This window comes from Roseateles amylovorans (genome assembly GCF_025398155.2).
In the GTDB taxonomy this organism is placed as follows: domain Bacteria; phylum Pseudomonadota; class Gammaproteobacteria; order Burkholderiales; family Burkholderiaceae_C; genus Roseateles; species Roseateles amylovorans.
In genome coordinates this window covers 737,391-752,769 of record NZ_CP104562.2, presented here as the reverse complement: position 1 = coordinate 752,769, position 15,379 = coordinate 737,391, and the positions used below count along the sequence as shown (strand labels likewise).

13 protein-coding genes are annotated in these 15,379 nt (G+C 67.7%); 6 read left to right on the top strand and 7 right to left on the bottom strand.

Annotated features, from left to right (window positions below; genetic code table 11):
• The first annotated feature begins 7 nt into the window (after nt 1-7).
• Complete coding sequence (gene dprA / locus N4261_RS03290) at nt 8-1,225, top strand: DNA-processing protein DprA (protein WP_261758796.1); 1,218 nt, start codon at nt 8-10, stop codon at nt 1,223-1,225.
• 219 nt (nt 1,226-1,444) lie between these two features.
• A complete protein-coding gene (locus tag N4261_RS03285) occupies nt 1,445-1,897 on the top strand; it encodes a Smg family protein (RefSeq protein WP_261758795.1) in 453 nt (150 codons plus the stop codon).
• Nucleotides 1,898-2,015: 118 nt separating this feature from the next.
• Here the strand turns inward: N4261_RS03285 and N4261_RS03280 are convergent, their stop codons facing one another.
• From N4261_RS03280 to yajC, 4 genes are all read right to left on the bottom strand, one after another.
• The gene (locus N4261_RS03280) at nt 2,016-4,475 is read right to left on the bottom strand and encodes a DUF1631 domain-containing protein (protein WP_261758794.1); all 2,460 of its coding nucleotides are present in this window, start codon (nt 4,473-4,475) and stop codon (nt 2,016-2,018) included.
• Between the two features lie 34 nt (nt 4,476-4,509).
• A complete protein-coding gene (secF, locus tag N4261_RS03275; protein WP_261758793.1) occupies nt 4,510-5,541 on the bottom strand; it encodes a protein translocase subunit SecF in 1,032 nt (343 codons plus the stop codon).
• Between the two features lie 38 nt (nt 5,542-5,579).
• A complete protein-coding gene (gene secD, locus N4261_RS03270; RefSeq protein WP_261758792.1) occupies nt 5,580-7,487 on the bottom strand; it encodes a protein translocase subunit SecD in 1,908 nt (635 codons plus the stop codon).
• 132 nt (nt 7,488-7,619) lie between these two features.
• Nucleotides 7,620-7,943 (bottom strand): preprotein translocase subunit YajC, encoded by a 324-nt coding sequence (gene yajC, locus N4261_RS03265; RefSeq protein WP_261758791.1) that lies wholly within the window; start codon nt 7,941-7,943, stop codon nt 7,620-7,622.
• Nucleotides 7,944-8,309: 366 nt separating this feature from the next.
• On the opposite strand from yajC, the gene N4261_RS03260 reads away from it, so the two are divergent.
• Nucleotides 8,310-8,978: a GntR family transcriptional regulator gene (locus N4261_RS03260; RefSeq protein ID WP_261758790.1), complete on the top strand. Its 669-nt coding sequence runs from the start codon at nt 8,310-8,312 to the stop codon at nt 8,976-8,978.
• Nucleotides 8,975-10,000 carry a proline racemase family protein gene (locus N4261_RS03255; protein ID WP_261758789.1) on the top strand — a complete coding sequence of 342 codons (1,026 nt, stop codon included), beginning with the start codon at nt 8,975-8,977 and terminating at the stop codon, nt 9,998-10,000. Before N4261_RS03260 ends, N4261_RS03255 begins: the two co-directional genes overlap by 4 nt.
• Here the strand turns inward: N4261_RS03255 and N4261_RS03250 are convergent.
• Entirely contained in the window at nt 9,972-10,520 is a 549-nt protein-coding gene (locus tag N4261_RS03250) for a hypothetical protein (protein WP_261758788.1), read from the bottom strand. The genes N4261_RS03255 and N4261_RS03250 overlap by 29 nt on opposite strands.
• Nucleotides 10,521-10,945: 425 nt before the next feature.
• Here N4261_RS03250 and N4261_RS03245 point away from each other — a divergent pair, with 425 nt between their 5' ends.
• Nucleotides 10,946-12,598: a glycine betaine ABC transporter substrate-binding protein gene (locus N4261_RS03245; protein ID WP_261758787.1), complete on the top strand. Its 1,653-nt coding sequence runs from the start codon at nt 10,946-10,948 to the stop codon at nt 12,596-12,598.
• On the opposite strand, the gene N4261_RS03240 is transcribed toward N4261_RS03245, so the two are convergent.
• Complete coding sequence (locus N4261_RS03240; protein ID WP_261758786.1) at nt 12,558-13,733, bottom strand: HDOD domain-containing protein; 1,176 nt, start codon at nt 13,731-13,733, stop codon at nt 12,558-12,560. The genes N4261_RS03245 and N4261_RS03240 overlap by 41 nt on opposite strands.
• A 271-nt stretch (nt 13,734-14,004) precedes the next feature.
• Here N4261_RS03240 and N4261_RS03235 point away from each other — a divergent pair, with 271 nt between their 5' ends.
• The gene (locus N4261_RS03235; RefSeq protein WP_261758785.1) at nt 14,005-14,514 is read left to right on the top strand and encodes a VOC family protein; all 510 of its coding nucleotides are present in this window, start codon (nt 14,005-14,007) and stop codon (nt 14,512-14,514) included.
• Nucleotides 14,515-14,649: 135 nt separating this feature from the next.
• Here the strand turns inward: N4261_RS03235 and N4261_RS03230 are convergent, their stop codons facing one another.
• Nucleotides 14,650-15,378, bottom strand: coding sequence for an ABC transporter ATP-binding protein (locus N4261_RS03230; protein ID WP_261758784.1), 729 nt, complete (start codon nt 15,376-15,378; stop codon nt 14,650-14,652).
• Nucleotide 15,379 lies beyond the last annotated feature (1 nt).

The window sequence follows — 15,379 nt, the reverse complement described above, 5'->3', positions numbered from 1 at the left end:
GCCCACGATGCAAGCCGAGGAACTTTCCCCCTGGCTGCATCTCCTGGGCAGCGTCAGCCGCGCCGGCGCCCGCCGGCTGCTGGCGCGCCATGGCTCCCCGCAGGATGTCCTGGCCGCCGGGCCGCACGGCTGGAGCGATCTGCTCAAGCCGGATCAAATTCAGGCCCTTCAGGCGGGACCGGCCAAGCTGCCGGCCCTGGTGCAACGCACCCTCGCCTGGTTGGAGGGCAGCGAATCCCGCAGCATCCTGCTGCTGGGCGATGACGACTACCCCGCCCCCCTGCTCCACACCGCCGACCCGCCGCTGATGCTCTATCTGGACGGCCGGCGCGAGTTGTTGGGACGACGCGCGATGGCGGTGGTCGGCAGCCGTCGCCCCAGCCCGCAGGGCGAGGACAACGCCAAAAGCTTCGCGCAGGGGCTCGGAAAAGCCGGGTTCTGTGTCGTGTCCGGTCTGGCCATGGGCATCGACGGCGCCGCCCATGAGGGCGCGCTCCACACCGAGGGCGGCACCCTCGCGGTCCTGGGGACCGGGCTGGATGAGGTCTATCCGCTGGAACACGCCGCGCTGGCCCGCGCCATCGCCCGACGCGGCTTGCTGATGAGCGAGTACTTCATCGGCACGCCCCCGCTGGCGCCGAATTTCCCGCAGCGCAACCGCATCATCGCGGGCCTGGCCGAGGGCTGCCTGGTGGTCGAGGCGGCGATGAAATCCGGCTCCTTGATCACCGCACGCCTGGCGTCAGAGGCCGGGCGCGAGGTCTTCGCGGTGCCGGGCTCCATCCATTCAACGCAATCCAAGGGTTGTCACTACCTGCTCAAGCAGGGCGCCTGCCTGGTTCAGGAGCTGGATGACCTTCTGGCCGAGCTTCCTGATGGCGGAGCGAGCCGGACGGAGGCCGCGCGGGGGCCCGAAACCGCCAAAAAATTGTCAGGAAGTGCGACAGGCCGCGCTCGAAACGGCCCGAATGGCCGGTTGGAAGCACCCAAAAGTCCCCGAACGGACGCGAAACAGACACCGACGCTTGCCCAGCAAGGGGACTTGTTGGCGGAGGAGCATCCCTTGCTTCGCGCGCTCGGGCATGAACAGGTCTCGCTGGAGCAACTCTCGCAGCGCACCGGATGGCCACTCGACGAACTGAGTGCCACGCTGCTGGATCTGGAGTTGGAAGGCCATATCGCTCGCCTGCCAGGGGCGCTGTTCCAGCGCCGAGGGCGCAGTTGAACCTGATGTTGAACACGGCCGAATGCGATCGGACACGTCGAAGGTCACCCGCTCGGCGGCGACTGGGCAATTCTCAAAATACCCGTGAATTGACAGAAAACCGACCGTAAACGCGGTTGAAACGGCTGCATTCCGCGAGTGCACGACTTCGGGAAGTACCTCCCCTTCGCCTGCTCATTCGCCGGAGGGGCTTTTCGGCCCCTGAGTTATAGTGACCTCATGTTCGACGTCCTCGTCTATTTGTACGAAACCTATTGGCGCCCTGACGCTTGTCCGGATCACGCCCAGCTGACACGCAAACTGTCGGCCGTAGGCTTCGAGGATGACGAAATCCGGGACGCCCTGTCCTGGCTGGACGGTCTGGCCTCGGTGGCCCAGTCCCACCACGGTGAACCCGACGCCCGCAGCCTGCGCATCTTCTCCCGTGAGGAGCAGGAGCATCTGGGTGAGGTGTCGATGGGATTCATCAGCTTCCTGGCCTCCGCCGGTGTGCTGCCCACTGCCATGCGCGAGATGGTCATCGATCGCGCCATGGCGATCCCGGGCGGTCCGCTGGATCTGGAAGATCTGAAGATCATCGTGTTGATGGTGTTCTGGAGCCTGGGCGAAGAGCCGGATGCACTGATCCTCGACGAGCTGTTCGTCGCGCCGGAAGAGCGTCTGATCCACTGAAGTGAAGGCGGCTCGCCGCCACAGCGCTGCCCGGATCCATGCGCAGCAAGACGAACAAAGAGCCGCACTGAGCGGCTCTTTTGCATTCCGGGCGCCATTTCGGCGCGGGCCCGATGGCTCAGGCGAGCAGGCGACTCGGATCCACTTCCAGCTTGGCCAGCGCATTGCGCGTCGCCTTCACCGTGAGCGACTCATCCTGCGCCGGCAGCATCAGGCCGGCCTGCAGGAAGGCCGCCAGGCGACTGAGCTGGAACAACACCCCCCGCCCTTGCGGCGAGACAAACAGGATCAGGTTGTGACGCATGCCGCGCCACACCAACTGCACCGGCTCGACCCGGTTGCGGTAGTCCAGCATGTACCAGCTGCCGACCTGCAGCTCGCGCGCCCAGGCCAGCATCGCCGGCGTGGGCGCGGCGCCGCCCTCGGCCACGACTTCGAGGCCTTCGCACTCATGGCTCGACAGGTCGCGCACCAGCGACTCGTTGATCTCTCCGCCGGCCGTGGCGGTGGGCAGCATGGCTTCCAGCGTTTCAAGCTGGCTCATCAGCTCGTCCAGCCGTTCGCGCGGGATCGCCGCCGTCTTCGCGGTGAAGGCCGCCGCCAGCGCGTTGTTCAGTGAACGGATCTGCTCATCTTGCCGCTCGGCATTCATGCCCGCATGGCCCATGCCATCGCGAAGGGTCTTGAGCAGCGGCGGCAGGCGACGGATCACCTCCGCCCGGTCCTCGCGGGAAACCTTCGCGCTGGCGGACCAGATCAGGTCCGCGGCGGCCCGCTTCATCACCTTGGTCTGATCGGCCTGAGGGCCATAACGCACACCGGTCACGGCAAGCACATCGGCCCAGACCTGGAAGAGGAAGTCGCGCACCCCGTCCTGCACCGGCACTTCGGACAGCATCTTGCGCAGCTCGATGGTGTACTGGATGGCCAGCGTCTCACGCTGCTCGACCTGCTGGGCCAGCGAGACGCCCTTGCGCGACACCTCGTTCTCTTGCTGGAAGTAGTGATCCAGGAATTTCTCGAACTCGGTGAGCACGGTCTGGAAAACGCGGCGACCGGTGTCCGGATAGGCCTCGACCACCTGCACCACCCGCTTGATTTCGCGCTCCAGCGCATCACCGATCTCGGCGGTCGAGGTGCTGAAGCCCATCACGCAGGCCCCCATGCGGTCGATCAGGCGACGGGCGGGATGGTCTTCGGTGGCGAAGAAGTCAGGTTCGCCGATGGCGACCCGCAGCACCGGCATCTGCAGCCGGGCGAACCAGACCCGCAGCTCCGACGGAATGCGCTCTTCTTGCAGGATGGCCTGGAACAGCAGGGCAACCAATTCGATGGTCGCGCGCTCGGCGGGCGAGTCGGCCGCCTGCTTCAGGACGGACTTGAGCGCCTGATTGCGTTGCCGGATGTCGTCCAGCGCCTGCGGTGCGGTCAGGTTCACATCCACGCCAGGCTGCTCCGCCTGCTCGGCGCGACGTTGCAGGGCATCCTGCGCATGGTTGATCGCCGCATTCAGGCGCGGCGAACTGCGTGTGGTGGGGCCGGGGTGCGGATGACCGCCACCCGCTGGCGGGGCGTACCCGGCGGGCGGCGCGTACCCACCCGCTGGCGGCGCATAGGCCGACGGCCCGCCGTGACCCTGTCCACCCAGTGGCGCGGCGCGTGTGCCAGGCAGGCGAGCGGTCTGGGTCGAGGCGCTCTGGGTCGGCGCGGGGGCGGTGTGCTGGGCCAGTTCCGGGACATGCCGGGCCAGCACACGCTGCAACTGGGCCATCACCTGCTGGGCCGACTGGCTGGCCGGCGTGCGGACATCCACCGCAGGCGGCGCGACGTGGGCGGCGGCCGGGGCAATCCCGCCGTGGTGGGTCTGCCCCGCCGGCACGCCGGGTTGAGCCCCCGCCTGGGCGGCCGAGGGCGGCAGCGCGGAGACATTGCGGCGGATTTGGGGGCGCAGATCCACTTCCGGCATCACGCCCTGCTGAATCAGCCAGTGATTGGCCTCGTGATAGGCGTCGGTGAGCAGCAGCGTCAGTTCATGGTGCAGCGCCCGCTGCAACATCTGCCAGACCGAGCTGCTCAGTCCGGCGTCATACCAGGCATCCAGGACGATGCGAGCGAACACCTGGCCGCGCAACAGATCCTGGTGGGGCAGATCCTCAATGCCCTCCAACCGCTGCATGCGGTTGCGCAGGTCACTGAATTCCCAGCTCGCCTTGTCCATCATCGCCAGCGACAGGCGCGAGGCGATGATTTCGCGCTCGATGGTGTCGTCGTCGACCAGGGACAGGTTCTGCGGGCGGGACGAGAGTGAAGCCGATCGCGAATCGCCCGGACCGTGATGGAACACATGCCGCAGCGACTTGCCCAAGCGCGCATGCCAGGACGTGGACGAGCGCTGCCAGGCCTCGTACGCATCGCGTCGGGCCATCTGGAGCGCGTGTTCGGCAGGCTGGGCGAGCAGGTCCTGCACCCCGGTGGTCAGCGCGGCCACCACGGCAGGCAGGCCCCGCAGCAGCACTTCCGTGTGAACGCGCCGCGCTTGTGAAGCCAATGCCTGTGAGCGAGCGTCTGCGGCGGTCATCGAGGGGAGGAGTGGAGATCTGCGGAGGACTCTACTACACCACCGCGCCGGCGTTGGGGTCGTCCGGATCCTCGCGCTTGCTGCCCTGCTTGACCAGGTCCTCACGCTTGACCCCGAGCCACATCGCCAACGCCGCAGCCACGAAGACCGACGAGTAGATGCCGAACAGGATGCCGATGGTCAGCGCCACGGCAAAGTAGTGCAGTGTCGGGCCACCGAACAGCAGCATGGACAGCACCATCATCTGGGTTGACCCGTGGGTGATGATGGTCCGGCTCATGGTGGAGGTGATCGCGTGGTCGATCACCTCATGCGTGGTCATCTTGCGGTACTTGCGGAAGGCCTCGCGGATCCGGTCGAAGATCACGACCGATTCATTGACCGAGTAGCCCAGCACCGCCAGGATCGCCGCCAGCACCGCCAGCGAGAACTCCCACTGGAAGTAGGCGAAGAAGCCCAGGATGATCACCACGTCATGCAAGTTGGCGATGATGCCGGCCACGGCGAACTTCCACTCGAAGCGGAACGCCAAGTACAGCATGATGCCGATGACGGTGAAGCCCAGCGCCATGGCCGCGTCATGCGCCAGCTCGGCGCCGACCGACGGACCCACCACCTCGCTGCGGGCCAGCGTCAGCGGTTCCTGCTGATTGACCGCGCAGGCCTTCTTGCTGATGGTCTCGCCCTGCGGCGAGATCTCCTGATGCTGCACGACCTGGCCGCTCTCAGCCTTGCAGAGCTCGCCGAACACGCGGTCGACCATCTCGTCCTGCTTGATCTCGGGACGGATCGGCAGGCGGATCATGACGTCGCGCGAGGTGCCGAAGTTGGTCACCTGCACCTCGCCGAAGCCCATGTGCTCGACCACCTGACGGGTCTTGTTGATGTCCGCCGCCTGGGCGTACTGGACTTCGATCACCGTCCCGCCGGTGAATTCGATCGAGAAGTGCAGGCCGCGCGTGAGCAGGAAGAACACGGCGGCGGCGAAGGTCAGGAAGGACACGACGTTGAAAATCAACGCGTGCTTCATGAACGGGATGTCCCGTTTGATTCGGAAGAATTCCATGGCGTTGTGCGCTCTCTTCTAGGGCTCTGGGGACACCCTCAGGGGGTTTCGGCGGTGGGAGCGATGTCGCTCTCGCCCGCAGGCTTCCAGACGGTGCCGATCGACACCGACTTCAGCCGCTTGCGACGGCCATACCAGAGGTTGACCAGGGCCCGCGAGAACATCACCGACGAGATCATCGAGGTGACGATGCCCAGGCAATGCACCACCGCGAAGCCCTTGATCGGGCCCGAACCGAAGGCCAGCAGCGCGATGCCGGCGATCAGGGTGGTGACGTTGGAGTCGAAGATGGTGGCCCAGGCGCGGTCATAGCCGACGTGGATCGCCTGCTGCGGCGCCAGCCCGGCACGCAGTTCCTCGCGGATGCGCTCGTTGATCAGCACGTTGGAGTCGATCGCCATGCCCAGCACCAGCGCAATGGCGGCAATGCCCGGCAGGCTGAGCGTGGCCTGCATCATCGACAGCACGGCCAGCAGCAGCAGCAGGTTGAATGCCAGCGCCACGGCCGAGAACATGCCGAAGATCATGTAGTACAGGCACATGAAGATCGCCACGGCCACGAAGCCCCAGGTGACCGACGCGATGCCCTTGTCGATGTTCTCCTTGCCCAGCGACGGGCCGATGGTGCGCTCTTCGATGATTTCCATCGGCGCGGCCAGCGAGCCGGCGCGCAGCAGCAGCGCGGTGTCGCTGGCCTGCTGGGGCGTCATGCTGCCGGTGATCGAGAAACGGTTGCCGAGTTCGCTCTGGATGGTCGGCGCGGTCACAACCTCGCCCTTGCCCTTCTCGAACAGGATGATGGCCATGCGCTTCTTGATGTTCTCGCGCGAGACCTCCTTCATGATCCGGGCGCCCTTGGCGTCCATGGTCAGGGTCACGGAGGGGTTTTGGTTCTCGTCGAAGCTGGGCTGGGCATCGTTGAGGTTGTCGCCGGTGACGATCACCTGGCGCTTGACGATGATGGGATAGCCCGGTTCGCCCGCACGGGCGTGGCTGCTGTCGATGAAGCGCTCGGTGCCGAAGGGCAGCGGGCCGCCGCCGAGGGCGGCCTGGGCCTCGGCGCTGTCGTCCACCAGGCGCATTTCCAGCGTGGCGGTACGGCCGATGATGTCCTTGGCCTTGGCGGTGTCCTGCACGCCGGGCAGCTGCACCACGACACGGTCGCGGCCTTGCTGCAGGATCACCGGCTCGGCCACGCCAAGCTCGTTGACCCGGTTGTGCAGGGTGGTGATGTTCTGCTTGATCGCGGCGTCCTGCACGGCAATCACGGCGGCCGGCGTGAGGGTGCCGGACAGGCGCAGCTCGGTGCCGGCGCCCAGCGAGGTCCAGGCGACTTCAGGGAACTGGCCGCGCAGCACGTCCAGGGCCTGGCCGCGGGTGGGCTCGTCCCGGAAATTGATGACGACGTTGTCGCCATCGCGGGCGATGCCGGCGTGGCGGATGTTGCGGTCACGCAGCAGGGCTCGGATGTCGCTCGAGAGCGATTCGGCCTTCTTGGTCAGCGCCGCCTTCATGTTCACCTGCATCAGGAAGTGCACGCCGCCGCGCAGGTCCAGGCCCAGGTACATGGGGTAAGCGCCCAGACTGGTCAGCCACTGGGGGGAACGCGACACCAGGTTCAGCGCCACGATGTAGGGCGGCGACTCCGTCTCCGTGCCGTTGAGTGCGCGCGCGATGGTGTCGCGGGCCTTCATCTGGCTGTCGGTGTCGTTGAATCGGGCACGCACCGACGTGCCTTCCAGGTGCACGAAGTCGGCATTCACCTTGGCCTCGGCCAAGGCCTGCTCGACGCGCTGGCGCACGGCATCGTCCACCTTCACGGTGGCCTTGGCGCTGGAGACCTGCACCGCCGGCGCTTCGCCGAACAGATTGGGCAAGGTGTAGATCAAGCCGACCAGCAGCGCCACCAGCAGGAGCGCGTACTTCCACAGCGGATAACGGTTCATGAGGACATCCTCTGCAAACCAGACGTGACGCACGGGCGCCACTCAAAGCGGACCCGGCCGGTGCGAGGCACGGGCCGGGTCGTCAGGGACGCCGCGCTCGAGAACGAGGCTGCGGCGTCTGGATTGTTCTGCTTACTTGCCGACGGTGCCCTTGGGCAGCACCTGCAGCACGGCGGAACGCTGAACCTGGATCTCGACGCCGGTGGCGACCTCGACGCTCAGGTAGACCTCACCCATCTTGGTGACCTTGCCCAGCAGGCCGCCGGTGGTGATGACCTCGTCGCCCTTGGCCAGCGCCTCGACCATCGCGCGGTGTTCCTTCTGGCGCTTCATCTGCGGGCGGATCATGACGAAATACAGCACCACGAACATGAGCACCAGCGGCAGCATGCCCAGGAAGCCACCGGTCGGATCGGATGCACCCGCAGTCTGGGCGTAAGCGTTGGAAATAAACACGTCGATATCCCTCTGGAAATGAGCGTCCGGGCCGCAGCCCCGAATGGACGGGCCTGCCGGGCGGACGAAAGAACCGGTGATTGTATGCGTCCGCTTCGGACGACCCGGTCGCTCCCGGGCGCGGATTTAACTGGGGTTGACCTTCGGGAACTCAATCCATGGCTTGGTGTCAAAGCGTGCACGGCCGCCGGGCAAGGGGTTTGCCCCTGTCCTCGACTCGCGCGTCACCCCTGTCATCGCCCGTGTCATGCACCCTGTCCTGGCCTCTGGGCCTCGCTGCCCTCGATCCCCCGTCAACGTCAACCGGTGGAAGCGATCGTGTGGCGGGCGCTGGCGCCCAAGCCGCAACTGCGATGATCCGCGACCATGACTTCAGACACACTCGAACAACAACAAGAACTGGACAAGCGCCGCCAGGCTGACCAGGCCTACGACGCGATCGAGAACCTGATCGCCACCTTGCAGCTGCGGCCGGGCACGCCGGTGGTGGAGTCGGAGCTGATCGCCCGCATCGGTCTGGGACGCACGCCCACCCGCGAGGCGCTGATGCGGCTGGTGGCTTACGGACTGATTGCGCAATTGCCGCGACGCGGCCTGATGGTGAGCGACATCCAGCTCGCCGAACACCTGGACCTGCTGGAGGCGCGTCGCGCGCTGGAACGGCTGATTGCCTGCTGCTCCGCCCGCCGGGCGACGCCGCGCCAGCGTGAGGAGTTGCTGACCTGTGCCGCCCAGATGGCCGAGGCCGCCCAGCGGGAAGACCTGGAACGCTACATGAGGGTAGACCAGTTGATGGATCGGGTGAATCATGCGGCTTGCCGCAACCGATTCGCCGTGGCGGCCGTGGTGCCGATGATCGTGCAGTGCCGTCGCTTCTGGTATGCCTACCGACATCACGGCGATGTGGCCGAGGGCGCGCTGGCCCATCAGCGTCTGGCCGAAGCCATTGCCGGCGGCGACGGCGAGTCGGCCGCACGGGCGTCTGACGCGCTCATCGATTCTTTACGCGCATTCGCGCAACAGGTGATCGCATGAACCTTCCACCGCTCCCGAGCTTCAGCGGATCGGCCCCGGCCGTGGCTGCGGCGTCGCCCACCACCCGGATCATCGACACCCACACCGGCGGCGAGCCGACGCGGTTGGTGGTCAGCGGCGGGCCGGTGCTGCGCGGCATCACGATGGCGGAGCGGCTTCAGGAACTGCGGGACTTCCACGACCACTGGCGCCGCGCGCTGGTGACCGAGCCGCGCGGCTCGGCGGTGATGGTGGGCGCCTTGCTGACCGAGGCGGAGCGACCCGGCAGCGACGCGGGGGTGATTTTCTTCAACAGCGCCGGCTATCTGGGCATGTGCGGCCACGGCAGCATCGGCGTGGTGGCCTCGCTGGCGCACCTGGGGCGAATCCGTCCGGGCCCGCTGCGGCTGGACACCCCCGTTGGCACCATCCAGGCGGAGTTCATGCTGGACGGGACGGTCCGGATCGACAACGTGCCGGCCTACCGGCTGCACCATCAGGTTGCGGTGACGGTGCAAGGGCACACGATGCACGGCGATGTGGCCTGGGGCGGCAACTGGTTCTTTGTGTGCGCCGATCACGGCCAGACGCTCACGTCCGACCGGGTGGACGCGCTGGCCGCTTTCACCACCCAGATCCGGCAGGCGCTGCAGGCACAGGACGTGCGCGGGGCCGGCGGCGCAGAGGTCGATCACATCCAACTGACGGGGCCGGCCCTGGATCCCGGCAACAGCGGGCGCAACTTCGTGCTGTGCCCGGGCTTGTCCTGGGACCGCAGCCCCTGCGGCACCGGCACCAGCGCGAAACTGGCCTGCCTGGCGGCGGAGGGTCAGCTCGCGCCGGGCAGCGTCTGGCGGCAGGAGAGCGTGATCGGCAGTGTCTTCGAGGCCAGCTACCAGCACGGCGAACGTGAAGGCGAGGTGCGCCCCTCCCTGCTGGGCCGCGCCTATGTGCTGCTCGATGGGCAGTTCATCGCCCAGCCGGACGATCCCTTCGCCTGGGGATGGCCCGCCGTCAGCGCAACGCCACCCTCGCCAGACTGATCTGGGTGGTGCGCGCATCCAGACGCCTGATGCTGACGACCCGGAAGTTCTTCGGCACGCCCACCTTGAACAGCTGGCCGCCGGCCTCAGGCTTGTCGCCGTCGCAGGTGAGCGGTCCACCGGCCTTGGGCTTGTCCTGCGGTGCGCGGGGATCGCCGCAATCCAGCAGATCGCCGTATCGATTCAGGGCCTCGCGGTAGAAGCGCGCGACGCGGTCGACATCGTCGCGACTTTGGTACTTGGCCGCGGCCAACTGAACACCAAAGCGGCCACCCCACATGCTCAGGTTGACCGCGGACTTGTCCTCCGCACTGTCCCGCTGGGGCTGGGCGCCGGGATACACGGGCATGCCCAGTTGCGCCGGACCGACCTCCTCCGTGACCTCGATGCCCGCACTGAAACCGCTCGCCGGCGCAGGCGGTGGAGGGGGTGGCGGAGGCGTCTGCGCGCAGGCGCCCAGCGCCAGCAAGGGCAGCACGGACAGGCTGAGCAGCCGTCGAGACAAGGGGCGAAGCGTCATGGCGGGCTCCTGGATGAACGAAGCGTGGCAGATGCGGGGAAGGTCGCACTCGAGCGGCCGGTGCATTGCGTGGCGACGACCGGCCGCCCCCCCTGCCCTCGTCGCGGACTGTAGGCATCGCACGCCGATCGCGCGTTCGTGCCGCGACAGACCGCAGGCCCGCTGGCACCAGGTGCGGCAAGGTCCGCTCAACTGCAGGACCATCGCCACCGCCACCGCCCGGCGCCCCCCCCGCCGCGAACACAAACGCCATCGGCCCGCGCCTAGCCTTCGCGGACCGCGGCCGACGGCCCGGTCTGGTTATGCTCCGCCCCATGCTCTTGATTCGCTGGATGAGGCGCGGCCTCCCCTCGCAGGCGCCGCATGCGGTGTCATCCACACGAACGCGCTCGCGCTGTAGCGCTGCGCTATGGGCCAGCCTGACGATGCTGGCGTTGGTCTGCGGGACGTCCGTCGCCGAGGCCACGTCCACGTCCACGCCGACCTCCTCCAGCAGCGCCCCAGCGAGGACGGCCCCGACCTCCGAGACGCCGTTGCGCATCGGCTCCAAGCGTTTCACCGAGAGCTACATCCTGGCCGAAGTGATGGCGCAGACGGTGCGTGCCGCAGACGCCTCGGCCGCCGTGGAAGTGCGCCAAGGCCTGGGCAACACCGCGATCGTGCTGGCGGCCTTGCGGGCCGGCAGCATTGATGTCTATCCGGAGTACCTGGGCACCATCGAGCGCGAGATCCTGGGACGCTCCACGACCGGCGCCTCGCTCGATCAACTGCGGGACGCCCTGCGACCGATGGGGCTGGACGTGGCCGTGCCGCTGGGCTTCAACAACGGCTATGCACTGGCAATGCGCGGGGAAGACGCCCGCGCGCGAGGCCTGACGCGGCTGTCGCAGCTGGCGGCGCATCCGTCGCTGCGACTGGGTCTGAGCCACGAATTCCTGGGGCGTGCAGACGGCTGGCCTGGGTTGGCCAGGCGCTACGCCCTGCCGCAGCGGCCGGAAGGTCTGGACCACGGGCTGGCCTATCAGGCGCTCGCACGGGGACAGATCGCGCTCACCGACATCTACACCACCGATGCGCAGATCGCCGCGCTGGGGCTGACGGTGCTGGAAGATGATCGGCAGTTCTTTCCCCGCTATGACGCGGTGCTGCTGTTCCGCGCCGAGCTGCCGCAGCGCCATCCGCGCGCATGGGCCGCGCTGCAGACGCTGCGCGGCCGCATCAAGGAAGCGGACATGATCGCGATGAATGCGCAGGCGGAACTGAAGGCCCAACCCTTCGATGCGATCGCGCGGCGCTTCCTGGCGTCGTCGCCGTCCGCCGACGCCGCATCCGCATCCGCATCCGCATCTGCATCTGCATCTGCATCTGCATCTGCATCCACGCCTTCATCTGCGTCCAACGCAGCATCAACAGGTCCATCCACGGCAGGCTCCCAGAGCGACGCGCCGCGTGCCGGCCTGTGGGCCCGTCTGTTCGGACCTGACTTGCCGCGACTGGCGCTGCAGCACCTGGGATTGGTTCTCGCCGCGGTGGGCCTGGCGACAGTGATCGGCGTGCCGCTGGCCTTGCTGCTGCATCCCTGGCCGCGGTGGCGTGAGGCGGTGCTGGCCACCAGCGCGTTGATGCAGACGATCCCGTCCCTGGCGCTGCTGGCCTTGCTGATCTGGGCCATGGACCGCATCGGCCCGGCGCCGGCAGTGGTGGCCCTGACGCTTTATGCGCTGTTGCCCATCCTGCGCAACAGCACCGTCGGATTGAGCGAGGTGCCCAGTGGGCTCATCCAGGCCGCGACAGCCCTGGGATTGACGCGCTTCCAGACCCTGAGGCTGGTGCAATTGCCGCTGGCGCTGCCAGTGATGCTGGCGGGCTTGCGCACCGCCACCAGCCTGTCGGTGGGCACGGCGACGATGGCGGCCTTCATTGGCGCGGGCGGCTTCGGCGAACGGATCGTCACCGGGTTGGCGCTGAACGACCAGACGCTGCTGCTGGCCGGCGCGCTGCCGGCAGCGGCCTTGGCGCTGGTGCTGGACGCTGGCTTCAGCCTGCTGGGATGGCGTCTGGTGCGGCGTCGGAATTGAAGCGCTGCTCCAGCGCCTCATAGGCGCGGCGCTGGGCCAGCGACCAGTCACCGAGTTGGGACGCCTGCAGACCCGGCTGCATCAGATGACGCAGCGCCACCGCGCCGGCCGCGCGCACCACCTGGGCCAGCACCGCCACTTCCGCGCTCTGGCCCGGCTGCCCCGGTCGGGCAACCAGGGCGTCCACGACCCGGCTCGGGAAGCCCCAATGGGCGACGATCAATGAGGACCAGCCCGCCGACAGCGGCACCAGTTGCCGATGCAGGCCCTCGCGATCCAGCGCCGGTCGCTGACCGACCGGCAAGGTGTCCAGGACCCGCAGCAGGCCCATCAGCCCGACTTGCGAGCTGAGGCCAGCCAGATAAGCGGCAAAGCGCTCATCCCCCGGTGGGGCCAGCCGCATGGCCGCGAGGCCGGCGCGTTCGCCCAGATCCCAGAGCAGCGTGCCGGCCTGCCGGCTGTAACGTCCCTGGGCCTGGCTGTAGATGGGTCGCATGGTGACCCGCATGACCACCTGGTTCAGGCCCTCATGGCCCAGCACCAGCACGGCGCTGGCCAGATCAGTGATCTCGCGCTCGGGCCGGTAGAGCGCCGAGTTGGCGACGCGCATCAGCTCGCCCACCAGACTGGGATCGCGCGACAGCACATCGACCAGCGCGCGCGACGAGAGGTTCTCTCGCCGCATCAGACTCATCAGTTGCGGCAGGACCGCCGGCAGACGCGGCAGCAGTTCCGACCACTGCGCGCCGGTGCGGGTCTGCAGGCGATGCAGCAAGGCCGATTCCAGCGGATGCGGCGCAGAATCCTTCAGGCGCTGCAGACCGAACAGCCGCGCGCTGAATTGCAGCCATTCGGCGGTGACCGGCTGGGACATGTCCGGCGAGGCCGCCCCGGGATAGAGCTCCGGCGGTCCCAGCGTGATGGGCCGCGAGGCCGGCACCGTGTCATAGCCGTGGGTGGACGGCGTCACCGAGATGTCCGGCAGCGTCAGCGACAACGCCACCGACGGCGCCGGCGGCGGTGCGCTGACCGTCGACGGCGGCGCGCCGCGCAGCGAGGACGGCGCAGCGGTGGTGGCGGGGGACTTGCGGCTGTCGCTGGACAGCAGCTTTTTCAGGGTGGACAGGAGGGCCATGATGTGTCCGGGGATTATGGTGGTCGACCCTCGGTTGACCGCGCGGGCCGCCCCTGACTGAGGGGGCCGGATCGGTAAAACTGCGCGGCAGCCGCCCTGTGTCAATCGGTGTCTGGCCCGTCGACATCCCGCAGCGGCGCGTGGGACACAAGTCGGCACACCTTTAACGCGCTGCTGTCGAAATTGCCGCTGCCGCTTCGTCGTGCTCATGTAGGGAATGACGCAGCCCGCGATCCAGACCACGATGCAGACCCCACCACAGGAGATCGAGATGACTGACTTCACCGATGCCACGCCGCGCACGGGCCCGACCGCCACGCAGGCCGTCCCGCCAGCCGACGGCGTGATTCCTTACCTCACGGTGCGCAACGCGCCGGCGGCGATCACGTTCTATCAACAGGCCTTCGAGGCCCGTCAAGGCACCCGGCTGGAGGCGCCCGACGGCGTGATGCATGCCGAGCTCCACATCGGCGGCGCGCGCTTCATGCTCACCGAGGAGCGGCCGCAGTTCGGCGCGCTCAGCCCGCAGGGGCTCAGTGGATCACCGGTCTCGATGGTCGTGTTCGTGCCGGATGTCGACGCGACGGTGGCCCGCGCACAGGCGGCCGGTGCCACCGTCGACATGGCGGTCCAGGACCAGTTCTGGGGCGACCGCATGGGGCAGATCACCGATCCCTTCGGCCACAAGTGGATGGTGGCCACGCACAAGGAAGACCTTGATGACGCCCAACTGAAAGCGCGGATGGCCGCAATGCTCCAGCAGGGCAAGCCCTCCTGCTGATGCGCCGGGCTGGCGCAGCGTTCGGCGGGAAGAGCCGCCGGCGCCGCGCGCTCAGCGACTCCGCCTGATGCCGGGCCCCTGGCCGCGGGCCGGCTTCAGCCTCGGTACCGTCATCGGCACCGGCGCCGTCCGCGTTCAGTCCTTGCGATTCGCCCCCAGGTACGTGTCGATCACGCGGGGATCGGAGGCCAGTTCGGCCGCGGGTCCTTCCAAAGCGATCTCGCCGGTTTCCAGCACATAGCCGTAGTCCGCCACCTCCAGCGCCGCCCGCGCGTTCTGTTCGATCAGGAGGATGGACACCCCGGCCTCGCGCAAGCGCGCGACGATGCGGAAGACTTCCTTCACGATCAGCGGCGCCAGGCCCAGGCTGGGCTCATCCAGCATCAGGAGCTTGGGCCGCGCCATCAGCGCGCGCCCGACCGCCAGCATCTGCCGCTCGCCGCCCGACAAGGTGCCGGCCGATTGATCGCGCCGTTCCCGCAGTCGGGGGAAGAGCTCGTAGACACGGCCCAGCTCATCGCGCCAACCGCGCACTCCCAAGCGCATCGGACGGAAGCCGCCCAGCACCAGGTTGTCTTCCACCGTCATCGTGGTGAACAGTTCGCGCTTCTCCGGCACCAGGGACATGCCCTTCATCACGCGGGCTTCCAGGCCGAGCGAGCCGATGTCCTCACCATCAAACACCACTTGGCCGCGTGAGGGCAACACGCCCATCAACGCATTGAGCGTGGTGCTCTTGCCCGCCCCGTTGGGCCCGATGACCGTGACCACTTCGCCCTGACGCAGCCGCAGGTCCAGGCCCGTCAGCACGTGCGCTCGACCATAACCGGCATGCAGCCCGCGGACCGTCAACAGCTCGCTCATG